General features: G+C 69.6%; 23 protein-coding genes and 5 pseudogenes. 13 read left to right on the top strand and 15 right to left on the bottom strand.

The window, feature by feature from the left end:
• Nucleotides 1-157 precede the first annotated feature (157 nt).
• Nucleotides 158-610, top strand: a complete 453-nt coding sequence (locus NMN56_RS04675; protein WP_430542476.1) for a nucleoside deaminase — start codon at nt 158-160, stop codon at nt 608-610.
• On the opposite strand, the pseudogene NMN56_RS04670 reads toward NMN56_RS04675, so the two are convergent.
• Nucleotides 604-1,555 (bottom strand): annotated as a pseudogene (locus NMN56_RS04670) (TetR/AcrR family transcriptional regulator C-terminal domain-containing protein). The gene NMN56_RS04675 and the pseudogene NMN56_RS04670 sit on opposite strands and share 7 nt — an antisense overlap.
• 116 nt (nt 1,556-1,671) lie before the next feature.
• On the opposite strand from NMN56_RS04670, the gene NMN56_RS04665 reads away from it, so the two are divergent.
• The gene (locus NMN56_RS04665; protein WP_274039089.1) at nt 1,672-3,237 is read left to right on the top strand and encodes an MFS transporter; all 1,566 of its coding nucleotides are present in this window, start codon (nt 1,672-1,674) and stop codon (nt 3,235-3,237) included.
• 289 nt (nt 3,238-3,526) lie between these two features.
• Entirely contained in the window at nt 3,527-5,146 is a 1,620-nt protein-coding gene (locus NMN56_RS04660) for a class I adenylate-forming enzyme family protein (RefSeq protein WP_274039088.1), read from the top strand.
• 21 nt (nt 5,147-5,167) lie between these two features.
• Here the strand turns inward: NMN56_RS04660 and NMN56_RS04655 are convergent, their stop codons facing one another.
• Genes NMN56_RS04655 through NMN56_RS04645 form a run of 3 tightly spaced genes read right to left on the bottom strand, consistent with a single transcriptional unit; the run spans nt 5,168 to nt 8,117 of the window.
• A complete protein-coding gene (locus NMN56_RS04655) occupies nt 5,168-6,196 on the bottom strand; it encodes a cucumopine synthase-related protein (protein WP_274039087.1) in 1,029 nt (342 codons plus the stop codon).
• Nucleotides 6,193-7,380 carry an NAD(P)/FAD-dependent oxidoreductase gene (locus tag NMN56_RS04650; protein WP_274039086.1) on the bottom strand — a complete coding sequence of 396 codons (1,188 nt, stop codon included), beginning with the start codon at nt 7,378-7,380 and terminating at the stop codon, nt 6,193-6,195. The genes NMN56_RS04655 and NMN56_RS04650 overlap by 4 nt, the downstream gene beginning before the upstream one ends.
• The gene (locus NMN56_RS04645) at nt 7,377-8,117 is read right to left on the bottom strand and encodes a methyltransferase domain-containing protein (protein ID WP_274039085.1); all 741 of its coding nucleotides are present in this window, start codon (nt 8,115-8,117) and stop codon (nt 7,377-7,379) included. The genes NMN56_RS04650 and NMN56_RS04645 overlap by 4 nt, the downstream gene beginning before the upstream one ends.
• Before the next feature lie 472 nt (nt 8,118-8,589).
• On the opposite strand from NMN56_RS04645, the gene NMN56_RS04640 reads away from it, so the two are divergent.
• Nucleotides 8,590-9,378: a class I SAM-dependent methyltransferase gene (locus NMN56_RS04640; RefSeq protein WP_274039084.1), complete on the top strand. Its 789-nt coding sequence runs from the start codon at nt 8,590-8,592 to the stop codon at nt 9,376-9,378.
• 61 nt (nt 9,379-9,439) lie between these two features.
• Nucleotides 9,440-10,798, top strand: a complete 1,359-nt coding sequence (locus tag NMN56_RS04635; protein ID WP_274039083.1) for a cytochrome P450 — start codon at nt 9,440-9,442, stop codon at nt 10,796-10,798.
• A gap of 154 nt (nt 10,799-10,952) precedes the next feature.
• Here the strand turns inward: NMN56_RS04635 and NMN56_RS04630 are convergent, their stop codons facing one another.
• Complete coding sequence (locus NMN56_RS04630) at nt 10,953-12,395, bottom strand: MFS transporter (protein ID WP_274039082.1); 1,443 nt, start codon at nt 12,393-12,395, stop codon at nt 10,953-10,955.
• 130 nt (nt 12,396-12,525) lie between these two features.
• Between NMN56_RS04630 and NMN56_RS04625 the strand changes: the two genes are divergently transcribed.
• The gene (locus tag NMN56_RS04625; RefSeq protein WP_274039081.1) at nt 12,526-13,146 is read left to right on the top strand and encodes a TetR/AcrR family transcriptional regulator; all 621 of its coding nucleotides are present in this window, start codon (nt 12,526-12,528) and stop codon (nt 13,144-13,146) included.
• 271 nt (nt 13,147-13,417) lie between these two features.
• On the opposite strand, the gene NMN56_RS04620 is transcribed toward NMN56_RS04625, so the two are convergent.
• Entirely contained in the window at nt 13,418-14,938 is a 1,521-nt protein-coding gene (locus tag NMN56_RS04620) for a SulP family inorganic anion transporter (protein WP_274039080.1), read from the bottom strand.
• Nucleotides 14,939-15,339: 401 nt separating this feature from the next.
• On the opposite strand from NMN56_RS04620, the gene NMN56_RS04615 reads away from it, so the two are divergent.
• Nucleotides 15,340-15,741: a MerR family transcriptional regulator gene (locus tag NMN56_RS04615; RefSeq protein ID WP_274039079.1), complete on the top strand. Its 402-nt coding sequence runs from the start codon at nt 15,340-15,342 to the stop codon at nt 15,739-15,741.
• Nucleotides 15,742-15,839: 98 nt separating this feature from the next.
• Here NMN56_RS04615 and NMN56_RS04610 read toward each other — a convergent pair.
• Together NMN56_RS04610 and NMN56_RS04605 are read right to left on the bottom strand one after the other, a co-directional pair.
• A pseudogene (locus NMN56_RS04610) lies at nt 15,840-16,517 on the bottom strand (ABC transporter ATP-binding protein); the annotation flags it as partial.
• Nucleotides 16,513-16,797: pseudogene (locus NMN56_RS04605) on the bottom strand (ATP-binding cassette domain-containing protein); the annotation flags it as partial. The pseudogenes NMN56_RS04605 and NMN56_RS04610, both read right to left, overlap by 5 nt.
• On the opposite strand from NMN56_RS04605, the gene NMN56_RS04600 reads away from it, so the two are divergent.
• On the top strand, nt 16,693-16,911 hold the full coding sequence (locus tag NMN56_RS04600; protein WP_274039385.1) for a hypothetical protein: 219 nt from the start codon (nt 16,693-16,695) through the stop codon (nt 16,909-16,911). The pseudogene NMN56_RS04605 and the gene NMN56_RS04600 overlap by 105 nt on opposite strands.
• A 257-nt stretch (nt 16,912-17,168) precedes the next feature.
• Complete coding sequence (locus tag NMN56_RS04595; protein ID WP_280842596.1) at nt 17,169-17,855, top strand: hypothetical protein; 687 nt, start codon at nt 17,169-17,171, stop codon at nt 17,853-17,855.
• 93 nt (nt 17,856-17,948) lie between these two features.
• Here NMN56_RS04595 and NMN56_RS43210 read toward each other — a convergent pair whose 3' ends face one another.
• The 5 genes from NMN56_RS43210 to NMN56_RS04575 all read right to left on the bottom strand — a co-directional run bounded on the left by NMN56_RS43210 (nt 17,949) and on the right by NMN56_RS04575 (nt 21,422).
• Complete coding sequence (locus tag NMN56_RS43210) at nt 17,949-18,122, bottom strand: hypothetical protein (RefSeq protein ID WP_430542468.1); 174 nt, start codon at nt 18,120-18,122, stop codon at nt 17,949-17,951.
• A gap of 3 nt (nt 18,123-18,125) precedes the next feature.
• Complete coding sequence (locus NMN56_RS43205; protein ID WP_430542467.1) at nt 18,126-18,326, bottom strand: hypothetical protein; 201 nt, start codon at nt 18,324-18,326, stop codon at nt 18,126-18,128.
• A 79-nt stretch (nt 18,327-18,405) separates the two neighbouring features.
• Nucleotides 18,406-19,311 carry a MerR family transcriptional regulator gene (locus NMN56_RS04585; RefSeq protein WP_274039077.1) on the bottom strand — a complete coding sequence of 302 codons (906 nt, stop codon included), beginning with the start codon at nt 19,309-19,311 and terminating at the stop codon, nt 18,406-18,408.
• A gap of 703 nt (nt 19,312-20,014) precedes the next feature.
• Nucleotides 20,015-20,365 carry a transposase gene (locus NMN56_RS04580; RefSeq protein WP_274039076.1) on the bottom strand — a complete coding sequence of 117 codons (351 nt, stop codon included), beginning with the start codon at nt 20,363-20,365 and terminating at the stop codon, nt 20,015-20,017.
• Nucleotides 20,366-20,840: 475 nt separating this feature from the next.
• Nucleotides 20,841-21,422 (bottom strand): TetR/AcrR family transcriptional regulator, encoded by a 582-nt coding sequence (locus NMN56_RS04575; protein WP_274039075.1) that lies wholly within the window; start codon nt 21,420-21,422, stop codon nt 20,841-20,843.
• Between the two features lie 135 nt (nt 21,423-21,557).
• On the opposite strand from NMN56_RS04575, the gene NMN56_RS04570 reads away from it, so the two are divergent.
• Both NMN56_RS04570 and NMN56_RS04565 read left to right on the top strand, forming a co-directional pair.
• Nucleotides 21,558-22,862, top strand: a complete 1,305-nt coding sequence (locus tag NMN56_RS04570) for an NADH:flavin oxidoreductase/NADH oxidase family protein (protein WP_274039074.1) — start codon at nt 21,558-21,560, stop codon at nt 22,860-22,862.
• 33 nt (nt 22,863-22,895) lie between these two features.
• Nucleotides 22,896-23,181, top strand: a pseudogene (locus NMN56_RS04565) (aldehyde dehydrogenase family protein); the annotation flags it as partial.
• On the opposite strand, the gene NMN56_RS04560 reads toward NMN56_RS04565, so the two are convergent.
• Nucleotides 23,159-23,308 carry a hypothetical protein gene (locus NMN56_RS04560; RefSeq protein WP_274039073.1) on the bottom strand — a complete coding sequence of 50 codons (150 nt, stop codon included), beginning with the start codon at nt 23,306-23,308 and terminating at the stop codon, nt 23,159-23,161. The pseudogene NMN56_RS04565 and the gene NMN56_RS04560 sit on opposite strands and share 23 nt — an antisense overlap.
• Here NMN56_RS04560 and NMN56_RS04555 point away from each other — a divergent pair.
• Entirely contained in the window at nt 23,307-23,543 is a 237-nt protein-coding gene (locus NMN56_RS04555) for a hypothetical protein (RefSeq protein ID WP_274039072.1), read from the top strand. The genes NMN56_RS04560 and NMN56_RS04555 overlap by 2 nt on opposite strands.
• On the opposite strand, the pseudogene NMN56_RS04550 reads toward NMN56_RS04555, so the two are convergent.
• A pseudogene (locus tag NMN56_RS04550) lies at nt 23,491-23,658 on the bottom strand (peptidase C39 family protein); the annotation flags it as partial. The gene NMN56_RS04555 and the pseudogene NMN56_RS04550 overlap by 53 nt on opposite strands.
• A 483-nt stretch (nt 23,659-24,141) precedes the next feature.
• Here NMN56_RS04550 and NMN56_RS04545 point away from each other — a divergent pair.
• On the top strand, nt 24,142-24,390 hold the full coding sequence (locus tag NMN56_RS04545) for a helix-turn-helix transcriptional regulator (protein WP_274039071.1): 249 nt from the start codon (nt 24,142-24,144) through the stop codon (nt 24,388-24,390).
• Nucleotides 24,391-24,445: the final 55 nt, after the last annotated feature.

The following is a 24,445-nucleotide window of genomic DNA, read 5'->3' as shown; positions in this document are numbered from 1 at the left end:
GGCACCCGCGGCGCCCACTTGTCGCGCCCTGGAACGGCGTCACACACCAGGCATCCGGGAGACCCCCACCGTCTCCACCCCCACCGTCCCGAATGAGGAGTCGACCGTGACCTCGCACGCCCAAGAAACGAACGTCAGGGAATTCGAGCGCGCCTGGATGGAAGAGGCCATCGGATTGGCCACCGACAGCGTGAAGAACGGCGGCGGACCGTTCGGCGCGCTGGTCGCCGGCGATGACGAAGTGGTCGCGGTCGGGAACAACCAGGTCACCGCGACCCTGGACCCGGTGGCGCACGCCGAGGTGAGCGCGATGCGCGCCGCCTGCAAGAAACTGGACACCTTCTCGCTGGAGGGCTACGTCCTGATCACCTCGTGCGAGCCGTGCCCGATGTGCCTGTCCGCCGCCCTGTGGGCGCGGGTCGACCGGGTCGTCTACTCCGCCGACCGGCACGATGCCGCGGTGGCCGGCTTCGACGACCGTAAGTTCTACGACCTGTTCGAGAAGAAGCCCGAGTCGATGTGGCCGGTGTCCGTCGAGCAGCTGGACCTGCCGAACCGTACGGCGCCGTTCGACACCTGGCTGGCCAAGCCCGACCGCGTCGACTACTGACGAGCCGACCGCTGACGAGGCTTGGCCTCCGGGCCGCTCGATGAGCGCTTCGGCTCGATGAGCGCTTCGACTCCGTCCAGCATCCGCGCGAGCCCGAATTCGAAGAGCGTGTCGAGTTCGAGGTCGAACTCCTCCTGGTCGAAGAGAGTGGACAGGTTCGGATAGGACCCGGTGGTCTGGATCGTCTCCATCCGCTGTTCGTTGGAGGCCATCCATTCCTCGGGGGTCATGCCGGTGTCCTGCCGCGCCTGCGTCTCCAGCTCGACGGCCGCCGCGACGCCCTGGGCGTACCCGAGAAGAGCGAGGTGGACGTGGATGACCTGCGGCGGTGTCAGCCCCGTGCCGTTCAGGGCGCTGAGGACCCGCTCGATGTAGCGCAGCGCGTGGGGCGAGGCCATCGGCCGGGTCAGGGAAGCCATGGCTCGTGCCAGCCAGGGATGGCGCTGGTACTGGCCCCACAACCACCGTGCCTCCCGCTCCAGTCGCGCGCGCCAGCCGGACGGCCGCGGCCCCGGCGGCTCTCCGTCGAACACGGCCTCCGACATCAGCCGTACCAGCTCGCCCTTGCTCGGGACATGACGGTAGAGCGCCATGGTGGAGACCGAAGTCGGTTGCCACGCGGCGCATGGAGAGTGCGGCGAGCCCTTCGGTGTCGGCGAGAGCGATCGCGGCGCGGACGACGCGCTCCCGGGTGAGTCCATGGCTGGGAGCCGGAGGCCGTTCTCGTGGTGACTCGGCGACGACGGTGCCGACGCCTGGCACAGGCCGCACCAGACCCTCCTGATTCAGAGTGGCGAGCGCCTTCGTCGCGGTCGCCATGGCGACGCCCCACTCCTGCGTGATGCGCCGGGTGGAAGGGATGCGGTCGCCGGGCGCAAGCTCGGCCGAGGTGATGCGCCGGCGGATGTCGCCGGCGATGCGGAGGTAGGGCGGTTCCATGGCCATGACCGCACCGTACTAGTGCGCTGACCCGGCATACAGGCTGCTCACAGCGGAGCAACGACGGGCTGCACTAGTTGGCTGTTTGCCGTGTACGCCACGCTACTTGTTCGCTGCCGTCCATGGAGAACACACCCGCCCCCCGCGCGGGGCGCAAGGAATGGACCGCCCTCGGCGTCCTGATGCTGCCCCTGCTCCTGGTCTCGATGGACGTCTCGGTCCTGTACTTCGCGATCCCCTACGTCAGCCAGGACCTGGAACCCAGCGCGACGCAGCAGTTGTGGATCCTCGACATGTACGGCTTCGTGCTCGCCGGGCTGCTCATCACGATGGGTGCGCTCGGCGACCGGATCGGTCGGCGGGCACTGGTGCTCGCGGGCGCGGTGCTTTTCGGGACGGCCTCGGTCGCCGCCGCGTATGCGCACACGGCCGAACTGCTCATCGCCGTACGCGCGTTGCTGGGACTCGGCGGCGCCGCCTTGATGCCCTCGACGCTCGCCCTGATACGCAACCTCTTCCACGACGGGAAACAGCGTGGCAAGGCGGTGACCCTGTGGACGACCGTCATGACGACGGGCATTTCGCTGGGGCCCGTGGTCAGCGGTCTGCTGCTGGAGCACTTCTGGTGGGGCGCTGTCTTCCTGATCAACCTGCCCGCGATGGTGCTGCTGCTCGTGCTGGTGCCGTTCCTGGTGCCCGAGTTCAGGTCGGCGAAGCGCGAGCGCTTCGACCTGCCGAGCGCGATGCTGTCACTCGGTGCTGTGCTCCTGGTCATCTACGGCATCAAGGAATGGGCCCGGCACGGGTACGAGCCGCTGCCCGCCCTCGCCATTGGCGTAGGGCTCGTGCTCGCCTTCGTCTTCGTACGCCGGCAAAAGCGCCTCGCACATCCGATGGTCGACCTCGGCCTGCTCGGCCGGCGCACTTTCGGCGGCCCGGTGTTCGCCAATCTCCTCGCGATGTTCGCCACGGTGGGGATGGCCGTCTTCCTCACCCAGTATCTGCAGTCCGTCCTCGGCCTGAGCCCGTTCAGCGCCGCGCTGTGGAGCCTGGTACCGGCCGCAGGAGTGGCCGTCATGGCGCCGGCCGGAGCCGCGCTCGCACAGCGCGTGGACCGCGCGTACGTCATGGGCGGTGGCTTCCTCCTCTCCGCCTGCGGGTTTCTCTGGCTGACCCAGGTACGCCCCGACTCGGCACTCTGGTTCACCCTCGCCGGCGCCTCCCTGTACGCGGGCGGCCTGGTCGCCGCCATGACCCTCGCCAACGAACTCGCCCTCGGCGCTGCCCCGCCGGAGCGCGCGGGATCGGCCGCTGCCGTGCTGGAGTCGGGCCAGGAGCTCGGCGGAGCATTGGGCATGGCGATCCTCGGATCCATCGGGGCCGCGGTCTACAGCCGGGACATGACCGACGCGCTGCCCTCCGGCGTTCCGCAGGCCGAAGCCGTGCGCGAAACACTCGGCGGCGCGACGGCCGCCGCTGCCCAACTGCCGGACGAGACCGCGGCTGCCGTACTGGCTGCCGCGCGTGACGCCTTCACGCACGGGATGAGCTTCGCAGCCGTCGGCGCCGCCGTCGTCATGGCCGCAGCCGGCCTCTTCTCGGTCACATGGCTGAGGGGTGCGGGCAAGACGAAGCACCCGACGGAAACACCCGCCGACCCGCTGCCCGCACCGCTCACGCCTCGCTGACCAGGCCCTGGTCAGCGAGGCGGCACCGGATTCCTGATGAACTCTCCGACGTCTGCCCGGTCACAGGGCGGGCCACCCTGACGTCGGCTGCCGCTTCCCGCAACCACAGCCCCCGCACAGCACCACACCGACCGCACAGAGAACACCTTCCCGGGCCAGGCGTCCGGCACGACGGCGGGTGTGCGGCGTTCGGGTGGGTGGGGTGGCTCGATGGTTGGACAGCGGGAGCGCACGCGCATGTCGCCCTGCGCGATGGGCAGTTCCTCGGCTCGGAGAGCGAGGAGGGGCTGTGAACCGTTTTGTTCAGGCGATCGTCTCGGGGATGAGCGGCGATCCCCGGGCCGTCGCACTCGTGCAGGGGAAACGCCGACTCACCCATGGTGAGGCGCTGGAGGAGGTTCACCGTGCGGCCCGGGGACTGGCGGAACGCGGTGTGCGAGGCGGGGACGCCGTTGTCCTTCTTGTCGGGAACACCCCCGAGGCTGTGCTGTACCGCGTCGCCGCGCATCTGATCGGCTGTTGCGTGGCCGTGCTGGAGCCCAACGCCGGAGGCGAGGTCCGCGCGGCCGTCGTACGTACTCTCGGGCCGGCGGCCCTCGTCGTGGATCCGCGCTACGAGGAGGTCGCCGAGGACACGCTGCGGCACGTCGAGGTGCCGCGCGTGCTCACCCTCGGTCGTGCCGGTCTGGGCGAGGACTTGCTGCCGCTCGTCGCCGGACAGTCGGCAGCTCCCGTGGAACCGGTGGCCGGGGAATGTGACAGGGCAATGGTCATGTACACCAGCGGTACGGGCGGAGAGGCCAAGGCCGCCTGCCACACCTTCTCCAACCTCGCCGAGTGGCTGCGCATGGAGCGGTCCCTGCGGCATCCGGGCCCGCGCAGGTTCCTGCACCACGGCTCGATGAACTCCGTTTCCGCTGAGAACATCCTGTGGAACCTGGCCGCCGGCGGCACCACCGTGCTTATGGAGGGTGGCGGCCCCGAGGAGGTGCTGGCGGCGGTCGAACAAGAGCGCATCACCTACCTGTTGGCCTACCCCACGATGCTGGCGCGGTTGACGGCCGCCTGTCCTGCCGGTGGCGGCCTCTTCCCGGAGCTGCGGCAGATCCAGTACGGCAGCGCTCCCGCCACGACTCGCCTGCTGCGCGAGGCACTGGCGGCGTTCGGGCCCCGGCTCCTGGGCGTGTACGGCTCCCGGGAGGCCGGCTTCCTGACCTCGCTCGGCTGCGACGAGCACTCCGGGGAACTGCTCGGCTCGGTGGGTACTCCGCTCCCCGGGGTCCGGGTGGCGGTCCGCACGCCGGAGGACGGTGCGCCGGTGGAGACCGGCGGTACGGGCGAGGTGTGGGTGCGCACGCCCGCCGCGATGACGGGGTACATCGGCAGGGCGGAGGGGAGTTCGGAAGGGAGCGCGGACGAGGGTTCGGACCGGGGCCCGGACGGGAGTTCGCCGGTGTTCCGGGACGGGTGGCTGCGTACAGGAGACCTGGGCAGGGTGGACGGAACCGGGCGGCTGCACCTGATGGGGCGGGGGGACGACGTGATCATCGTGGGCGGTTACAACGTCCACGCCCGTGAGGTCGAAGAGGCGCTGGCGGAACACCCGGACGTCACGTGGACGGCAGTGGTCGGGGTGCCCGAAGCAGCCGGAGGTGAGGCGGTGCACGCGGCCGTGGTCGCCTCGCCCGGCAGTCCGGTGGACGCCGAGGCCCTGCGGTCGTGGGTACGAACACGGCTGAGTACCTTCCACACACCGGCGAGTGTGCGGCTCGTACAAAGGCCGCTGCTCACGCCCCGGGGCAAGACGGATCGGCGAGCTGTGCGCGCGCTGGTACGCCCCTCCGTGCCGGCCGTCCGGGACGCCTCGGCTGGCGGGGCATCGGCCGCGGTCGGCACGGAAGGGGCGTGACCAGGCTCTGTCCGCGAGCCGTCAGCGGGAGCGTACGGTCAACCAGACCGGCTCCTTGCTGCGGAAGGTGCTCTCCCACACTGCCGGACCCACCTTCCGCAGCACGGCGGCGTCCTCGGGTTCGACATTGCCCAGTACGGGAACCGACAGGGTCTCGCTCGTACTGCCGTACTGGACCACGAGTTTGTTGCCCGTCGCCTGGGAGTAGCGCAGCCGTCCCGGCGGTGCGTCACAGATGCGTTCGATGACCGGCGTCGGAGCGAGGCTGACCAGCGGGGTCCAGGCGTACATGGACTCGCCGGTGACCACCGCGTGGTCCTGGAGCACGGTGAACGGAAGCGCGTCCAGGAACTCCCTCGCGAGCCGGGGGTTCAGATCGGACGCCACGTAGGCGCGGGCGGTCAGCCCCAGCGGTTGCCACTCCAGCGTGATCGGGACCCGGTGTTCCCCGGCGCCCTCACGGGCCGGGCCGGGCCCGGCCGCCTGTGACGGAACGTAGGCGCACGGCTGGGCCCGCCGCCCTCCTTCCGGGTAGCGGTAGCGTTCGCCGACGTGCCAGGGGAAGGCATGGTGCGACCAGGCGGTGAGGCGGTTCACATACCCGGACAGTTCAGCCAGCTCCGCCACCAGCGGGCCGCGCTGCTCGAACTGGGTCCCCAGCACCCGCTCCGCGCTCCTTGCCAGCGTCTCGAACCCGCTGTAGCCGAGATAGCTGCTGTAGATCGGATCGACCGTACGCAGCATGTCCTGCACGGTGCACACCGGTACACGGGGATCGGCGGCGACGCGGGTCCACTGGTAGAGGTTCATGGAGTAGTCACGCAGGATGCCGTTGGCCAGGTCCCAGGTGGTGAAGTACTGGCCGTAGGAACCGGCTTGGTGGGCCAGTCCTCCGGTACGCAGCAGCCGGATCTCCTCCGGTTCACGGGTGAGCAGGCGAGCGGTCAGATCCCGCAATCGTCCTTCGGGGTGCTCGCTCCCGTCCGCAGGGGCGTGCGGAGTGTCCGCGTCGCCGGTGGTCTTGGACACCAGGTCCGTCGACGCCTTCATCCGTCTTCTCCTTGCGGGACGGCCGCCACCGGGACGGCCGGAGTGGGAAGGGCGGTGCGGGATTCCGTTTCCCGGCGCCCCATGTACGTCCGGGCACGCGCGTCCTGCGGGCGGCAGTCGCGCAGCAGGGGGTCGGCCTGTCCGGTGGCCAGTTCCTCGGCGACCAGGCGGCCGAGCAGCGGACCCAGGGTGATGCCGCTGTTGGTGACGAGTTCGTGGTAGCCGGGCACGGCCGGCACCGCACCGGCGCAGGGGTGACCACGGCGGGGGAAGACAGCGGTGGCCACGCGCGCCTCGGCGACCGCTGCTTCGGCCGTACGGGGAAGCATCCGGCGGGCACGCGCGAGCAGCTCCTCGACCAGTGCGTCCACCGGGGCGCCGGCCGCCAGACACGCGTCGACCTGCTCGGAACGCACCCTCAACAGCCCCTGCCCCGCCGCCCGTACATGGAGGGCGGGGCCGCGCAGCACGTGCCGGGGCGGCTCGGCGCGGGTGAACAGATCAGCCACCAGGCTGCTGCGGTCGGCCAGCGCCGGTGCCAGCGGGGCGCCGGCGCTCTCGGCCAGGGCTGCGGCGCCGTGCCCGGCCGCGTTGACGACCGCGTCCGCCGCCAACTCCCGGCCGTCCGCACACCGCACACCCGCGATCCGGCTGCCGCGCAGCACGATCGCCACGGCTTCGGCGACCTCAACGGTGGCCCCACCCACCTCGCGAGCCTCGCTGAGCAACGCGCCGATCAGGGCCTGGGCATCCACCCAGCCCTCGTCGGGCAGCAGCGCGACCGGGGTACGGGGACCGGTGAAGCGGACTCCGGGGTCGAGCCGGCTTTCCACGTGCGCGGCGTGGGTCCAGCGCACCGGGTAGCCCCACGCGCGCAGTCGTCCGATGTGCTCGGCGAGACCTGGCAGCCCCCAGGCCAGGCTGCCGCCGGGGTGCCACCAGTGCGCGGGACCGAGCGTGTCGGCCAGTCTCCGGTGCTCGGCGATGCCGGCGGCGACCAGGCGGAAGCGTGCCTCGGTGGGCTGCTGGTAGGCGCTGAGCCGGGCGAAGCTGCCGGCGGAGGTGTTCTCTGCGCCGCACTCAGGACCGAGGTCCAGGCAGCGCACCCGGACACCGAGGCGGGCCAGATGGTAGGTCGCACAGGCGCCGGCGATCCCGGCACCGACGACGACGGCACTGGTCACATTTCCCCCGCGGTCACCAGGACATAGACCATCGGGTAGACGAAGCACGAACCGTCCGGCAGCCGCATCGACGACCTGCCGGAGGTCTCCCCGCAGGCGCGCACGGCGCAGCCCGCCTCCTGATAGAGGCCGACCAGATCCTCCAGGCTGATGCGCTGCGCGCGCAGCCCGCTGCTTCCCACCTGCTGCATCCGTTCGGGGAGCGCCCCGAAGGAGGCGGCGGCACTGGCCTGAGCTGCGTCCAGCGCGGGCGAGATCTCGATGTCGAAGACGGTGCCGCGCTCCCCGGCGAGCACGGCGAGCGCCGAGACGGCCCGCCGGCGGTCGGGGGCCTCGATGGCGTGCAGCACCCCGCGCAGGTGGACGTTGGCGTCGCCGAGGCGGTCATGCAGAGCGCGGGCCGCTTCGGTGTCCGTGATGTCCAAGGGCTCGTAGGAGATGTTGGCGGCTGCATGCGTTGCCTGTGCTTGCTGCAAAGCTGCGGCGGAGATCTCCGTACCCACCACCTGTCCGTGGGTGCGGGCCAGGTAGTGGGTCAAGAACCCGTCGCCGCAGCCGACATCCACCAACGGCAGCGCGGGGTCGCAGTGTTCACCGCGTTGGGACAGGTAGCAGTGGGCGGCCTGTTCCGGGTCCCAGTTCCACGGAGGCGCACCGACTCGCCCCTCCTGCACTTTGCGCCAGTAATCCTCCCAGGTCTGGCCGTCGTTGACGTACTTCTTTGCAGAAACGGACACGCGCTTCACCTTCGTTTCGTCGCCACGGAGGGGCAGAACAGCGCGCTGCCCTCTGCCTGTTGGGAACGGTGACCTGATCACCCGGATACTCACACCGCATCGTTTTCCTTGTGAAAGCAAGTCAAACGGACCTAAAAATAGTTGTATTGCCACACCGATCCATATGTGCACCCCCCACGCCCCCGTATGCATCCGCGCCCGTCGAGCGGCGGCGAAATGCCCGCGCTCCGGCGGGGGTTGACGCTCCCCGGCGGCGCCTCCGCGCCGGGGTGGTGCGCTCGCCCTCGTCCAGCGGCGGGTCCGGGCGGCGAGAGGGGCGGTGAGCCGGGGCATGGGACGCGCGGCGGGCGGCGCGCGATGTGGCCGCCGACTACTCAACGTCACGTTTTCGAGGTGTTGACGGCATCCGTGCCCCCGCAGCGGGCATAGGGCGACGTGTATACGTACAAATGGACAGGGACAAGGAGTGACGATGACCCACAGCGAGCCGTCGGCCCGTCGCCCGGCGGGATCGGCGCCCGGGCACCATCGAGCGGGGGCCGAAGAGGCTTCCGGAGCGGCGGGGATCTCGCCGGAGGGCGCCCATGTGGCGCGCGTCTTCGACGCTCTCGGCATGGAGTTCGAGCGCGCTTTCGCCGAGCGGAAACAGGCCCAGACCGACGCCGTCGAAGACCTGTCCCGTCGCCTCGCTCCCGGCTCACGCGTCCTGGATGTGGGGTGTGCGACGGGCCGCCCCACTGCGGAGCAGCTGTGCGCGATGGGCCTGGAGGTCACGGGCATCGACGTCTCCGAGGTCATGCTGGCCCATGCCCGGCGGCAGGTCCCCCGGGCGCGCTTCGTCCTGGCCGACCTCTTCGGCGATGTCCCCGCCGGCCTCGGTGTGTACGACGCCGTTGTGTGTCTGTTCTGCTTCGTCGACCTGCCCGAACTCCCCTTCGTTGAGGGGCTGCGGCGGCTCGGGGCCCTCACCGTGCCGGGAGGCACCCTTCTGTTCGCGGTTCCGGAGTCCCAGGGCGGCGAGGAGGTGCGGTTCCTGGACCGGACGTACCGTCCCATGCGCTGCCTGCGCGAGGACGTCCACCGGTACGCCCAACTGGCCGGTCTGGACGTCGAGCGTGTGGAGGCCCGTACGGAAGTCCCGTCGCGCGGCCAGGCAGCGGCCGAGCGAAGCCTGTTCCTGTGGGCGAGAACCCCCTCGCCCCTCCCCCGCACACCGAGCCCCGACTCCGGTGGCGTGGACGGCCGTTCACCGATGCCGTAAGGCGAGTGCCGGTTCGCACTGCCGCTCTCACTCCCTTCTTTTCCCTGCACAGAGGTATGCCATGAATACGCGAGCACAGTCCGGCGGCGGTGCGGTGAACCCGGGTGACATGAATGTCACGCGACGGGTGGCCTGTCCGGTGGCCGGGCAGTCGTCCGCCCGCCCGGTTTCCCAGAACAATTCACCATCGGAACGGGAGAGTTCACCATCCGAACAGGAAAATTCACCATGGGAAGTGGATGTGGAATGGCCTCTCGACCGGCGCGGTGATGTCGTCCCCGAGGTGTGTACGTGGCTGCGCGAGCACAAGCCCGTCGCCCGCGTCCGCACATTGAGCGGTGACCCGGCGTGGTTGGTCTCCACGCACGAACTGGCCACGCGTGTGCTGCAGGACGACACCTTCAGCATGTCGGCCCTGGCGAATCCGGGCTCGCGCCTGCAGTACGCGCCGCTCTTCCCCGCTTCGAACCGCAGCAGCGTGAAGGACATGGTGGACGTAGGTCTGCGCGAGACGGTGATGCAGGCGCTTTCACCGCACGCGGTCAAAGAGGTCACCGGCGATTTCCGCCGAAGGGCCGATGAACTGCTGGACGCGTTGCTGGCCGAGGGCCCACCCGTGGATGTCAGGGCACGCTTCACCCAGCCCTACACCGGCTCCGTGATGTCCGCGATCCTGGGTCTGTCCGAAGACCACGGCAGCCTGCTGATGAGCGGGTTCGACATCAGCATCATGACCGTGCCGCGCTCGTTCGAAGGTGCGCAGGTCAACTGGCGGAAGAGCATGGAGCGTACGCGTGCGCGGCTGCTGGCGCCCGACGCCGTCGAAGCGCCTGGGCTCCTGGGCGCGCTGGCCCGCCTGCGTGCCGGGAAAGGGACGACGGCCGCGCTCGACGAAGAGATGGTGTTGATCCTGAACAATCTCTTCGTCGCGGGAGGACTGAGCGCTTCGGCATTTCTGCTGCTGGCCCTGCTGTTGCTCATGCTCAACCGTGACCAGATGGAATGGCTACGTGCTCACCCGGAGGCCATGGAGCCGGCGGTGGAGGAACTGCTCCGCTACAGCCTCGCCATCGGTGACGGGCTTCCGCGCATCGCCACCAGGGACACCGAGCTGGGTGGACAGAGCATCGCGAAAGGTGATCTCGTTCTGGTCCTCGTCGAAGGCGCCAACTACGACCCCGCCGCATTCCAGGCTCCTCAAAAGCTGGACCTGAAACGCCACCCGAAAGCACACCTCACTTTCGGCGCGGGGCGCCACTACTGCTCCGCCACCTTTCTCGCCCGCACGCACGCGTCCATCGCACTCTCCGCAGTCCTGGAACGCATGCCGGAACTGCGCTTGGCCATCCCCGCGGAAGAGATCAGCTGGCGCTCGGGCTGGATCAAACGCACGCCGGAACGCCTTCCGGTGCTGTGGTGACCGGAACGCCTTCCGGCTCTACGGTGTGACGGCGCAGAATCCCTGGGATGTTCCTGTCGAACGGACCAAGAGACCTGGTGTCGGGCAGGGCGACAGGTCATCTATCAGGGCCCGCGTCCAAGCCGTCCGGACTGGCCTGCGCGAGGGGCCGGCGTCACTCTGCTGTCGTGGCCGGCGAGGAGGAGGGGGCGGAGTGTCGCTGCGGGGGCAGGGCGAGGGCCGTGACGGCGACGGCGGCGAGGAACAGCGCGCTGATCCAGAACGCGTCGGCGTAGGCGGCGGCGAGGGCTCGGGGCGTGTGGTCGGAGGTTGCGGTAAGGGCGACCAGGGCGGCCAGGCCCAGGGAGCCGCCGACCTGCTTGGCGGTGTTCATGAGCCCGGAGGCGGCACCGGCGTCGTCGGCTTCCACTCCGGAGGTGACGACAGTGGTCAGCGGGGTGTTCAGGAGGCCGCCGCCGGTGGAGAAGACGAGGGCCGGGCCGAGGATTCCGGTGAGGTAGCCGGTGTCCGCCGAGATGCGGCTCTGCCACCAGAACCCCGCCGCGCCGAGCAACGCCCCCGCGATCACCAGTGTGCGGGCGTCGGTGTGCCGCATCAGCCACGGGGTCAGCCGCCAGCCGACGGCGATGGTGACCAGCGTGTGGGGGAGGAAGCTCAAGCCCGTCTGCACCGTGTCGTAGTGCAGCACGCGCTGCATGTAGAAGGTGAGGAAGTACCACATGGGCGCCTGGAAGCAGGCGCCGGCCAGCAGCATGACCACGTTGCCCACCACGATGGTGCGCATGCGGAGCAGCCGCAGCGGCACCAGGGGGACGCGGGCCAGGCGTGCCTCGATGAGGACGAAGGCGGCGAGCAGGACGCCGCCCAGGGCCAGCGCCACGAGCGTATCCGGGGCGAGCCAGCCGTGGCTCTGCGCGAGTCCCAGGCCGTGAATGAACGCGAGGAGTCCCAGCGTGGCCGCCACGGCCCCCGGGATGTCGAGGCGGGGGCGTTCGCGTCCTCGTCCCGCGGCGGACGATGCAGGGATCCGTGCGGCCAGAATGGCGGTCACGGCGCCGATCGGCACGTTGATCAGCAGGGTCCAGCGCCAGGAGGCATAGGCGGTGAGCAGGCCGCTGATCAGGTTGCCCGCCGCGGCACCACCGACGCTGACGGCGGTCCAGGTGGCCAGAGCGCGGGTGCGCCGCTGCCCCTCGGGAAAGGCCGTGGTGAGCAGGGTGAGGGTGGCCGGGGCGAGCACGGCGGCGCCCAGCCCCTGCCCCACCCGGGCGGCGATCAGCGTGCCCGGATTCGTCGCCAGCCCTCCCGCGAGACTGACAGCGGAGAACAGCGCGAGCCCCGCGAGGAACGCCCGCTTGTGCCCGTAGACGTCGGCGAGCCGGCCACCGAGCAGCAGCAGACCGCCGAAAGCCAGCAGGTAGCCGCTGACCACCCACTGTGTGCCTGACTCACCCAGCCCGAGCGCCGCCTCCATCGAGGGCAGCGCGACGTTCACCACCGAGACGTCGAGCACGACCATGAGCTGCGCCGTGCAGGCGAGCACGAGCCGCGTCCCCTGTGAAGGAACAGCACGGCGGACAGCGACGTCGTGGGCCATGCCTGCACCACCCCGCGCAAATCGGTAAGCCCTTATTGCTTTGCTCGGACGGCAGAGTACCCGCACCACGGCATAGGATCAAACCGGTAAGGCCTTATCGAAAAGCAGAAAACAAGGAGGTGACGGGACGATGGGCCGTCGCACCCGGGGCGTAGGGGCCCACCACGAGGAACGGCGGCAGGGGATCGCCGACGCCGTGCTGGCGGTCGTCGCCGAGCGCGGGCTGCATGCGATCTCGCTACCCACGGTCGCGGCCCAGGCGGGTGTTTCGGTCGGCCGCGTCCAGCACTACTTCCCCAGCAAGGACGAGCTGGTCGCCGTCGCCTTCGACCGGGCCAACACGCTCAGCAGCGCCCGCATTCGCGACAAGGTCGGTCAGGACCTGGAGACGGCCCCGCCCCGCACAGTACTGCGCACCGTGCTGACCGAACTCGTCCCCTACAACCACGCGACACGCACGCATCTACGCGTCCGGCAGTCCTTCGCCGCCCTCGCACTCGCCGACGAGGCCGTAGCGACGCGCCTGCGCGCGCAGTACGCCCAGCTGCACAGCACCCTCGCCCGGCTGATCGCACGCGACCAGGAGGCCGGACGCGCCGTGGCCCCGGATCCCCACGCCACTGCTGTCCGCCTGGTCGCGCTGGCTGAGGGCCTCGCGTACTACGTACTGACCGACATCACGCCCGCCGACACCGCGCGCGCTCTCGTGCTCAAGGCACTCGCCGATGTCTACGGCACGGAGGAGGGGTGAGGACCATGAGCGCACCCCCGCGTCCCCCGGCGCAGGAGGCAACGTCCCCACTGCCGTTGGCCTGGTGCACGACCTGCACACACGCGCATCACCAACGACTGTGACGAAGCCCGACGCGGGCGCGGCCCGGGGCCGCCGTTGGAGGGACCGAGCGGGAGACCGTGGACGACGGCGCTCCGTCCCGGAGCGCCCCGTCGCCCTGAGGGACATGAGGACTCAGAGGCCGCCCGTCCGCGTTCCGTGGTCCGGCGCGGTCGGGCGGCCGGTCTCCTCAGTGACCGCCGGTGAGCTGTCCGGCGAGCTTGTCGTGCATCTCGGCACTGGGCTCGTTCAGGCCGATGATGGTGACCTTCTTGCCGCGGTCGCTGTACTTGGTCTCGACCGCATCGAGCGCGGCCACGGACGAGGCGTCCCAGATGTGCGCGGCGGACAGGTCGATGACGACGTCGTCCGGGTCGTCCTTGTAGTTGAACTGGTAGACCAGATCGTTGCTGGAGGCGAAGAACAGCTCGCCGGTGACCGCGTAGACGACCTGCTTGCCGTCGGGGTCGACGACCCCGGAGACCTTGGCGAGATGGGCGACCCGCTTGGCGAAGATGACCATCGCGACGAGGGAGCCGGCGACGACACCGATGGCGAGGTTGTGGGTGGTCACGACGCAGGCGACGGTGACGACCATCACTACGGTCTCACCCAAGGGCATCCGCTTGAGCGTCCTGGGCTGGATGGAGTGCCAGTCGAAGGTGCCGACGGAGACCAGGATCATCACGGCGACCAGAGCGGCCATCGGGATGTCCGAGACGATCGGGCCGAAGACGATGCACAGCACCATCAGGAAGGATCCGGCGAGGAAAGTGGAGAGCCGGGTGCGGGCCCCGGAGGTCTTCACGTTGATCATGGTCTGGCCGATCATGGCGCAGCCGCCCATGCCGCCGAAGAAGCCGGTGACGATGTTGGCGATGCCCTGGCCGATCGACTCGCGGGTCTTGCCCGAGTGGGTGTCGGTGATGTCGTCGACCAGCTTGGCCGTCATCAGCGACTCCATCAGCCCGACCAGCGCGAACGCGAAGGCATAAGGCGCGATCGTCGTCAGCGTGTCCAGGGTCAGTGGAACGTCGGGGATCCCGGGCAGCGGCAGTGAGGACGGCAGTTCGCCCTTGTCGCCGACGGTCGGGACCGCGATGCCCGCGGCGACTGTGATCACGGTGAGGATGACGATGGAAACGAGCGGCGCCGGGATGATCTTGGTGATCTTCGGAAAAAGCACCATCAGCACCAGGCCGCCGACGATCAGCGGGTAGACGGGCCAGGGCACGTCCCGCATCTCCGGCACCTGGGCCATGAAGATCAGGATGGCAAGGGCGTTGACGAAGCCGACCATCACCGACCGCGGCACGAATCGCATCAGCTTCGCCACGCCGAGGGCGCCGAGGGCGACCTGGATGAGGCCACCGAGGACGACAGCGGCGATCATGTAGCCGAGGCCGTACTCATGGTTGAGGGGCGCGATGACCAGCGCTATCGCGCCCGTCGCCGCGGAGATCATCGCCTTGCGCCCGCCGACGATCGAGATGACGACGGCCATGGTGAACGAGGCGAACAGACCGACGCTGGGATCGACACCGGCGATGATCGAGAACGAGATCGCCTCGGGGATCAGCGCCAGCGCGACGACCAGGCCGGCCAGCACCTCAGTACGGAAAATCTTCGGAGACGCGAGCCAGTCGGGCTTGACCGCGTTCTTGGAGAAGCGGGCACGCAGCTTGGGCGCAGCGGACAGCGGAGAGGACATGCAACCGTTTCTGCTCAGGCGCACGCGTCCATACCGCTGGACGCACACGCGTCGTACCGATTCCACAGTGCTGGGGAATCCCCCGGCAGCCCGGCCGCCTCGGCGGGGGCCTTGCCGGACAGGGCGGCAACCGTCGGTTGCCGGTCGGGCATCATTGCCCGGAAGTCATCGGGTGCCGCAGGAGCCCGATCGGGGCGCGGCTACAGCCTGATCGCCTCTACCGTGTGCTGCACAGCGGTGGCGAACACACAGAGACTCTACCCTGACGTGAGGGCAGAGTACGAGTCGGGGCTTGCGAAATGCAGGTGAACACCCCTCGTAAGCCTGTGATTGATCTCACGTACCCTTGATTGCTTCGTAGATGTGAAAACAGCTGGACACCAGAAGGAGAAGACAGGGCGATGAGCGAGCGGCAGATGCAGATCGGCGAGGTCGCTGAGCGGACCGGTTTGTCGCTGCGCACCATCCGTCACTACGAAGAAGTGGGCCTCGTCATTCCCTCGGCCCGCAGCAAAGGTGGTTTCCGGCTGTACACGGAGGCGGATGTCGAGCGGCTGATGGTGATCCGCCGGATGAAGCCACTGGACTTCTCCCTGGACGAGATGCGCGATCTGCTGGAGATCACAGACAGGATCGCCGACGCGGACCTCTCGCCGACGAGTGAGGAGCGCGAGCGGCTGCGTGAACGGCTCGACTCCTACCGCAAGATCGCCGATGCCCGGTGCGAGACGCTGCGCGCACGCTTGGAGATGGCCCAGGACTTCGCCGCCACCCTGCGGCAACGGCTCGAAGCCGACGCCTGATACGGGCCTCCGTCGTTCCGCCCGCCGAGTCCGACCGGCGGCCCGCCGAGTCCGACCGGCGGCACAGGGGCGGTCTCGCCGGTGCGGCCTGAGAGCGTTCATGACGCCACGGAGTCGTCGCCCGCGTCGGCGAACCGGGCCCCGTGCAACCGGGCGTAGGCACCGCCCGCGGCGATCAGCCGCTCGTGGCTGCCCTGTTCGACGATGCGTCCTGAGTCCATGACCAGGATGGCGTCGGCCTCCCGGATCATGGAAAGGCGGTGGGCGACGACGCAGCTGGTCCGGCCGGCGCGCAGTGAGGTCATGGCACGCTGGACGAGCAGTTCCGTACGGGTGTCGACCGAGCTGGTGGCTTCGTCGAGTACGAGGATCGCGGGCCTGGCGAGGAAGGCCCGCGCGAGGGTGACGAGTTGCCTCTCGCCGGCACTGGGGTTGGCTCCACCGTCGTCGGGGACGGTGCCGTAGCCCTCGGGCAAAGTGCGGATGAACCGGTCGGCGTGGGCCTCGCGCGCCGCCCTGACGATCCCGTTCCGGTCGGCGTTCCTGTTCCCGTAGCCGATGTTGTCGGCCAGAGACCCCTCGAACAGCCAGACATCCTGGAGCACCATTCCGATGTGGCCACGCAGTTCAGCCCGCGCCAGTCGGGAGATGTCGGCGTGGTCGAGGGTGATACGTCCGCCTGTGATCTCGTAGAACCGCAGGAGCAGGTTGACGAGAGTCGTCTTGCCCGCACCGGTGGGGCCCACGAGGGCGACGGTCTCGCCCGGCCGCACGGTCGGCGTCGCGGATGGTGGTGACGCGCTGGGCGACGATCACGACGGTGGCACCGCTCAGGCTCTCGGCCAGGGCCGCGCGCAACGCTCTGTCGGTCCCGTGGTCCAAGGCGGAGAAGCAGTCGTCGAAGAGGTAGACGTCCGGTCGCGCGACCAATGCTCGGGCGACGCATAGCCGTTGACGCTGACCACCGGAGATGTTCTGGCCACCTTGGCCGATCGACGCGTCGAGTCCTTCGGGCAGTTCCTCGACGAAGGTTCGCGCCTGGGCGATCTCCAGTGCGCGAGCTTTAAGTTGCAGAACTACCTGGACCAGTACGGAATCACCGGCCGAGGTCTTGGCGGTCCGCCGGAGACTGGCCAGACCACCAAGGTCCCCGACAGAGTCAGCTTCTGAGGCTTCGGGTGGATCGCCCTTCCGCCTCAACTCCGTTACGGACCCCCGGGTTCGGTCTGTACCGCCGCGCGCCGACCTAGTGTGCCGCCATGACTCCCTCCGCCGATGCGACTCCACGGCCGTCCGAGTCCGGGAACGACTCTCCTTCCGGGGCCGGGTCCGGGTCCGGGTCCGGGTCCCGGAACGTGCCGTCCTCGCTGTCGCGGCGGCGCGGACGGCGACGGCGGTATACCGCGATCGCGAGGGCTGCCCTCGCCGTGATCGGCGTGGTCGGTTGGCAGCTGTGGGTCGTGGGGCCCAAGCCCGGCAGTCACGCGCCGATGGAGATATGCGCGCTGAACAACACCACCCTGCGCGCCGACGTGGACGCCGACGGACATCAGGACGAGATCTACGACAGGACCCGTGAGGGCGACCCCTTGGTGACCTTCGGAGGCGGCGACACCGTCCGGGTCGAAAAGGCGCGCGGACGCTGGCAGAAGTTCCGCGGCGTGTGGTCCGACGACATGGAGACGCGCGGGACCTTCGGGGACTTCGACGGTGACGGGTACATCGATCTGGCCCTGTTCTACAGCCAGCACGACACCGGAGACTCACCGGCGGACAACATGATCACACACGAGGTGCACTACGGACCGCTCGCGACCGACTTGAGCAGTGCCAGGACCGGCACCATCCGCATGCCGTACGGGTCGTTCGTGTCAGGGGTGCGGGCCACGGACGTGGATCACGACGGCCGCGCGGAACTCCAGATCTTCCAGTCGACCGGGGACGGTACAGAGGGCCACTACGTCGGTCGTCAGGACGGGGACGGCATATCGGCAGCGGTTTTCGACCAGGAGAGCGGTGGCTACACGACGGGGGGATGGCACCGGCTGCAGCTCGGATGGCTCGATCTGGGAACGTGCCACGACGCTCCGAAGCCGAAGGCCACCGGCCGGTAGCCGGAGGTCCACCCACTCCGGACACTCCCGCCCCCGCTGCGGCCCGGGCCGAGTGTTTCGTACAGAGGCCCGGCAGCATCCGCCCGGCGCCCGTCAGGGGACGACGGCCTTCACGTTGACGGTGGCCATCTCCCACAGGGCCGTCCCGTCCGCACGGGACTCGCGGATGCCGCCGGTCTTCGTCTGCGGGTCGGGCTTCGGGGTGGGGCCGTGCACCGCCGCGCTGAAGCCGGTCGTGACGCCCTCCACGGACGTGAACCGCACCACCTGCTAGATCGGCACCCCGCCGGAGCCCGCGACCGAGCTGGAGCGTGAGGTGACGGCGTGGGAACCGCGTTCCGGGCTGACCGTGCTCGGTGTGACCTCGAAGGTGCGGGTCACCTTGCCCGCGGCCGAGACCAGCCACATCCCGCTGTCGTCGAGCGCGTGGACGACCCGCTCGCCGCTGCCGGACTCCGCGGACAGCGCCACCGGCTTCTTCTTGTCGCTCTTGTCACCTTGTCACCCTTGTCGCTCTTGTCGCTGTGGTGCTTGCCGGCCAGGCCGTGTTCTAGGAAGCGGTTGACTCGTGGGCGGCGAGTTCTACGGCCAGTTCCATGCAGCGCAGGCGGGCCGGGGAGAAGTCGTAGGGCATCTTCCCGAAAGCTTCGAATGCGCTCATGGTCTCCTGTCCCCTGCCAGAGCTTTGGCCGGCCTCGCCCTCGCCCTCGTCGGCGGTAGCGGGGTGCAAGGTGTCCCAGGAGTCGAAGAGTGCGTCGTCGCTCTCCGCCAGGCCGGAGTCCTCGATGACGGCGTGCAGCGCCTTTTCGAAGGCGTGCCGTTCGGCAGCCACTTGGGCCACGCGGGGGTCATCGACAGCGATCGTGTCGTCGAGTGCCTCCTCGACGGCATCAACACGGTCAGACTCTTTCCGCAGATCCGGGTGGGTGGCCAGGGCGATGAAGCGGCTGGCCTGGACGGCCGCTCCGAGCGGGCCGAAGATCCGCTCGGTGACCAGCAGGCTGTCCAGGTCCGCCTGGCGCAGGGAGCCCTCGGGCAGGCCCTTGAGGCGGCTGGTGACGAAGTCGGAGAGCAGACCCGTCCTGCTTCCCTCGGTACGCATGCGCTGCACGGCAGTCCGCTGCCGCCGCAGTTCTGCCTCCCGGACGAGAAGGGTTTCCTCCAGCCGTTCCAGGGTGCCCGCGATGCCGTCGTCGCTGTCGCTGTCGGCCGAGGCCGTGTCGGCGAAGGCGTCACGGACGTCGTCCAGCGCGATCCCGGCGTCGGCCATCCTGCGGACCCACAGCAGCCGAATCATGTCCTCGTAGCCGTAGCGGCGGCGGTCGTCGCCGCCCCGCACGGGCTCGGGGAGCAGGCCGATCTCGTGGTAGTGACGGATCGCCCGCGGTGTGGTGCCGACGAAGGCCGCCGCGTCACCGATCTTGACCTGACGCGGTGCGATGAAGGGCGAAGACATGGGTGGGGGCCTTCCTCAATGGGGCGGGACGTGAGTACACCGGACCACATACCGCTACGGAAGCTGCAACCCGAGATGCTCCGTCCGGCATCCATGCCAGGACAAGCGCCCTTCGCCGTACCGATCGGCCCGCCTGTCAGGACAACCGCAGGAGAGCAGGCGGGGGTCACAGCCACTGGTGTACCGCTGTGACTTGGACCGTCGCCTGAAACCGCACTGCGAGTGTGTCGAACCCGGTCGCCACGGCCCGATGCTGCTTGAGACGGCTGATCCCGCATTCGACTGCGTGCCGCGCTTTGCAGTCCTGACGGTCGAAAGCGGGTGGACGGCCACCGCCACCGCCCCGGCGCCTGGGGTTGCGGACCTGATCGGCCCGCTCGGGAATCGTGCACCTGATGCCGCGTCTGCGCGGGTAAGCGCGATGCGCGCGAGGAGTGCGCCCTGTCTCCCCGCACCCGCAGTGGCCGGCGCCTTGACTGCCCACACCGTGCCGGGGCACCCCGATCGCGTCCAGGACCGGTGCGAACGGAGGGCTGTCACCGCGCTGCCCTGCGGAATCAGCATGGACAACGGCTTCTGTGCTTGCTCACACGCCAGATGGATCTTCGTCGTGAACCCGCCTCATCTTCGTCGTGAACCCGCCTCGCGACCTGCCCAGCCCGTGGTCCTCGGGTTCTTCGCGCACACCACCCGGCGGTTCCTTCTACGGAGCACCGTTCCGACGGGCACCCGCCGCATGCTGATGCGCACGGCAGACCGTCGAGTCGACACTGACTTCCCAGAAGATCAATCCGGACGCATCCGCCCTCGCTTGCAACAAGGCCAGCAGCCGGGCCCACACGCCCCGACGCTGCCACCTCCGAACAGCCCGTACGCCGAACTGCCACGGCCCGTACTCAACCGGCGGATCCCGCCACGGAACACCGGTCCGCACGCGCCACCGGACACCGTCTACCAACCGTCGGCAGCCCGGCCGGCCCGCTCGTCTACTTCCCGAGGCGCCGGAGCATGGCTGAGGAGGCCCCCAGTTACGCGGCGACCCTCGCTGACTCAACGGGGCCGGCCTGCTTCCCCCTCAGCAGAACCAGCTCGGGCCCTGAAGGCGGGGCACGCTTCCGTCTCAGTCTCCGTCTCATTCACGGCCGTTCACGGCCGTTCACGGCCGTTCAGACGGGACGGAAGTCAATAGCCGCGTTGACAGCCGGTCGCCCATGAACGCAGGTGAAAGGCCCCGTTCGGAGCCTCAAGCCCCGCCGCCACAGTTGGTGGAAAGCCCGCCGCCACAGTTGATGGAAGTGTTGGCTTCGCGGCCGGCCGGGACGGGGCACTGGGCGCGTGGTGCGAGACACGCGGGCAGAGAGATCCAGCGCTGCCGACGCTTCTTCACGCCATCGGCGTGGCGCGCAAGATGCTTCTTGCCCCAGAAGCCCGAGAAGCGAATGCATGAACTGCTCACGCCAGAGATAGAAGTGTGCGGTGTCGACATTGAGCGGAGCGAACGGTCCGTCTCCTCGGCGGAGGGTCGCCCGTCAGGACACCGGGGCGGCAGCGAGCATGGCGAGGACCGCAGTGCGGACCTGGTCGGCAACCGCCTCGTGAGCGGAGGCATCGAGTTTCCCGTCGAGGTGCAGGAACGCCAGGCCATGGACGAGGGCCCAGACCGCGGTCCACAGCGCGTCCGGGTCGGCGCCGGGGAAGGCGCGGCGGACGAGGTCGCGGACGTACGCGGCGATGGCCTCGGTCGCGGCGGCCCGCTCCTCGTTGCCGGGGTCGCAGGGCTCGGCGAACATCGCCCGGAACAGAGCCGGGTGGTCGAGCGCGAAGCGGACGTAGGCGACGGCGACCGCCGCCAGCTCGTTCGGGGTCGCGGGTGAGGGGTGGGCGGCGAGCAGGTGCTCGGCAAGTTCGCGGTAGCCCTCGGCGGCGACGGCGGAGACGAGCGCTTCGCGCTCCGGGAAGTGCCGGTACGGGGCGGTCGGCGATACACCCGCGCGCCGCGCGACGGCCCGCATCGACAGCGCGGCACTGCCGTCCTCCTCCAGCAGCTCGCGCGCGGCGCGCAGACAGGCGGCGCGCAGGTCGCCGTGGTGGTACGCGGTCGCTTGAGGCACAGGTCACATCCTTCCATGTGTGCACTGCTTACATTCTCCGGTTAATGTGAGCAGCGCACACATACTAGTCGGCCGCTCCGGGCGGTCGCGCAGAGCTGAGCCAAGCCGGGCTGAGCGGGACAGAGAGGGATACGAATGACCAGCGAGCTGTTCTCGCCGTTGTCCTTGCGCTCCGGGCACGTGCTGGCCAACCGGATCGCGAAGGCGGCCATGGAGGAGCACCTGGCCGAGGACGGCCAGGTGCCAGGTCGGCACCTGCGGGAGCTGTACCAGCGCTGGGCCGAGGGCGGCACCGGACTGCTGATCACCGGCAACGTCATGGTGCACGCCGAGGCGCTGACCGGCCCCGCCGGTGTCGTGCTCGACGAGGCGGCGCTGCTGAAGCCGTTCGCCGAGTGGGCCGAGGCCGGCAAGTCCGGCGGCGGGTCCGTATGGATGCAGATCAACCATCCCGGCCGCCAGGTGCAGTCCGGGATGCCCGGCGTCGTTTGGGGCCCGTCCGAGGTGGGCGTCGACCTGGGCCGGCACAGCGGGCGGTTCGGCCGCCCCGCCGCCATGACCCCCGATCAGATCGACGCGACCGTCACCCGCTTCGCGGTCACGGCCCGCCGCGCCGAGGAGGCGGGGTTCGACGGGGTGGAGATCCACGCCGCGCACGGCTACCTGCTGTCGCAGTTCCTCTCCCCGCTGGTCAACACACGCACCGACGCATGGGGTGGATCCCTGGAGAACCGGGCCCGGATGCTGCTGGATGTCGTCCGCGCCGTACGCGGCGCCGTCTCACCGTCCTGCGGGGTCGGCGTGAAGCTCAACTCCGCCGACTTCCAGCGCGGCGGTTTCGACGCCGACGACGCGCGGCGGGTGATCGGAATGCTCGAACCGCTCGGCGTTGACCTGGTCGAGCTGTCCGGCGGCAGCTACGAGAGCCCGGCGATGACCGGCCGCCCCGCAGAGACCCGCCAGGACGACCGTACACAGGCCCGCGAGGCGTACTTCCTGGACCTGGCCCAGGACCTGGCCCGCACCAGCCCCGTCCCCCTGATGCTCACCGGCGGCATCACCCGCCGCGAGACCGCCGAGGCGGTGCTCGACGGCGGCGTCGCACTCGTCGGCATGGGCACAGCGCTGACCGTCACCCCGGACCTGCCGGAACGCTGGCGGCGCGGGCACGAGGCCGAGGCGCGCATGCGGCCGGTGACCTGGTCCGACAAGGCGCTCGCCTCGGCCGCGAGCATGGCCCAGGTCCGCCACCAGATGCGCCGCATCGCCCACAGCCAGGCACCGAGGCCCGGCACCCACCCGGCACGCGCCCTGCTGTGCGAACAGGTCCGACAGCGCCGCGCCCTGCGCCACTACCGCACCTGGCTGACCACCCGCCGCACCGGCGCGACACCGACGGCGACGGACCCGAGCGCGCAAGGGGAGCACGCAGGGCAGTGAGCGCCCCAGACGTCCGGCGACGGGGCGCTGGGCGGCCGGGCCGTCGCCAGCCGTATCCACGCCGGCACCGTCAACGTCAACTTCAACGAAGCGTTCGCCGCCGCGTGGGGAAGCACCGACGCACCGATGGGCGGCATTGGGCGACTCCGGACTCGGCCGTCGCCACGGGGCCGACGGACCCCTCAAGTACACCGAGCCCCAGACCGTCGCCCACCAGCGCCTCCAGGGGTTCTATCCGCCTGCCCGCGTCTCACCCGAAGTCTGGGCAAGCCTGCTGAGCGGCGCGATGAAGGTCCTCAAGACAGTCGGCGCCCGCTGACCCCTCCGCGGGCCACGACGGCGATGACGAAGCGGACGACGATGTCGCTGCTTCCGTCGCCGTGTTCCAGCGCGTTGGTGACGAGCTCGCTGGTCAGAAGCCGGGCGTCCTCGACCAGGCCGGTCATGCTCCAGCGCCGCAGTTTCGCGGCCCTGACGAACGGTGTCGCCCTCCACGAGGTCTCCCGCCGGCTGGGACACCGCTCGATCAAGGTCACGGTCGAGCAGTACGACCATCTGACGCTTGACGGGCTCCAGCGCTGCCATCAGGTCGTGGACACCACCTACTCCGACTACGTGGTCCCCCGGGTCAGCACAGCCCGTACTTCCGCAGAACGCGGTGCTGACCTCGTGCCGGCTTAGCCGGGAAGTAGACGTAACACACACCGCCCGTACCGGACTTGACCTTGCCGTCGGCGTCCTTCCGCTTCGTCCGCAGCCAGATGTTCTCGAACTGGCGGCGCTTGTAGACGTGGCGGGGGCCCGGTCCTCACATCCAGTCCTGACCTGTCACGTTGTTCTTCCCCCACCTTCCCCAGCCTTTCCACATCTTCCAGTCCGAGACTCCCTGACCGCCCCCTCACTCCCTCATAACCCCCTCACGGCGACCGCCCCGCGCCCCGGCCCACCTTGGGCCGAAGGGTGCGGGGCGGCGCCCGCCCGCCGCAAACGCCTCCCCAGGCGGTTATACGGCGGGCTGCTCTGCCGTCTGCCCCAGCCCGCGTAGGCGGGTGGGGCGCAGACAGTTCGTCCGGTGGCGAGGGCTGGGCGCACCAGGTGTCGTCTCACGCGCGCCGGGGCGCGCCAGTTGGATCACTGTGCCCTGCGAGGGCATATGCCAGCAATCGCTTACCACCTGAATCACTCGTTCGAATGAAAATCGAACGGGCCTCTTGTTTGATCCAAAATTGTCACACGTGACGGCACAGACATACGATCATGATCACCCGAGCGTGGGTGGGTGCACCAGCCCGCCGATCCCGAGCCGCCCGACTGGCTCCGCCAGCAGCGCCTCGACATCGGCCGCCGTGTACGCGACGCCCGCCTGTGGGCGAACCTCACCCAGGAGGGTTTGGCCGAGGCCATCGGTGCCGAGCGGCGCACGGTGGTCCGCATCGAACTCGGCATCACTTCGCCCCCGTTGGACCGTCTCCTGTACATCGCACGTGCTCTCGGCATACCACCGGCAGACCTGATGCCCGACGCGTGACCCCGGCCGCCCACATCGGGGGCGCAGACGGCCGAGGCGGTACGGGGTCAGCTCT

Origin of the sequence: Streptomyces iconiensis, from assembly GCF_028657195.3 — a bacterium.
GTDB classification, from domain to species: Bacteria; Actinomycetota; Actinomycetes; order Streptomycetales; family Streptomycetaceae; genus Streptomyces; species Streptomyces iconiensis.
Note: the sequence above shows the minus strand (reverse complement) of the source record. Positions and strands in the feature narration are given on the sequence as shown.

Excerpts from the sequence above, each read along its gene's own strand:
- NMN56_RS04675 (WP_430542476.1), top strand. The coding sequence starts at position 158 with ATGGAAGAGGCCATCGGATTGGCCACCGACAGCGTGAAGAACGGCGGC.
- NMN56_RS04665 (WP_274039089.1), top strand. The coding sequence starts at position 1,672 with ATGGAGAACACACCCGCCCCCCGCGCGGGGCGCAAGGAATGGACCGCC.
- NMN56_RS04655 (WP_274039087.1), bottom strand. The coding sequence starts at position 6,196 with ATGAAGGCGTCGACGGACCTGGTGTCCAAGACCACCGGCGACGCGGAC.
- NMN56_RS04640 (WP_274039084.1), top strand. The coding sequence starts at position 8,590 with ATGACCCACAGCGAGCCGTCGGCCCGTCGCCCGGCGGGATCGGCGCCC.
- NMN56_RS04635 (WP_274039083.1), top strand. The coding sequence starts at position 9,440 with ATGAATACGCGAGCACAGTCCGGCGGCGGTGCGGTGAACCCGGGTGAC.
- NMN56_RS04630 (WP_274039082.1), bottom strand. The coding sequence starts at position 12,395 with ATGGCCCACGACGTCGCTGTCCGCCGTGCTGTTCCTTCACAGGGGACG.
- NMN56_RS04625 (WP_274039081.1), top strand. The coding sequence starts at position 12,526 with ATGGGCCGTCGCACCCGGGGCGTAGGGGCCCACCACGAGGAACGGCGG.
- NMN56_RS04620 (WP_274039080.1), bottom strand. The coding sequence starts at position 14,938 with ATGTCCTCTCCGCTGTCCGCTGCGCCCAAGCTGCGTGCCCGCTTCTCC.
- NMN56_RS04615 (WP_274039079.1), top strand. The coding sequence starts at position 15,340 with ATGAGCGAGCGGCAGATGCAGATCGGCGAGGTCGCTGAGCGGACCGGT.
- NMN56_RS04585 (WP_274039077.1), bottom strand. The coding sequence starts at position 19,311 with ATGTCTTCGCCCTTCATCGCACCGCGTCAGGTCAAGATCGGTGACGCG.
- NMN56_RS04570 (WP_274039074.1), top strand. The coding sequence starts at position 21,558 with ATGACCAGCGAGCTGTTCTCGCCGTTGTCCTTGCGCTCCGGGCACGTG.
- NMN56_RS04555 (WP_274039072.1), top strand. The coding sequence starts at position 23,307 with ATGCTCCAGCGCCGCAGTTTCGCGGCCCTGACGAACGGTGTCGCCCTC.
- NMN56_RS04560 (WP_274039073.1), bottom strand. The coding sequence starts at position 23,308 with ATGACCGGCCTGGTCGAGGACGCCCGGCTTCTGACCAGCGAGCTCGTC.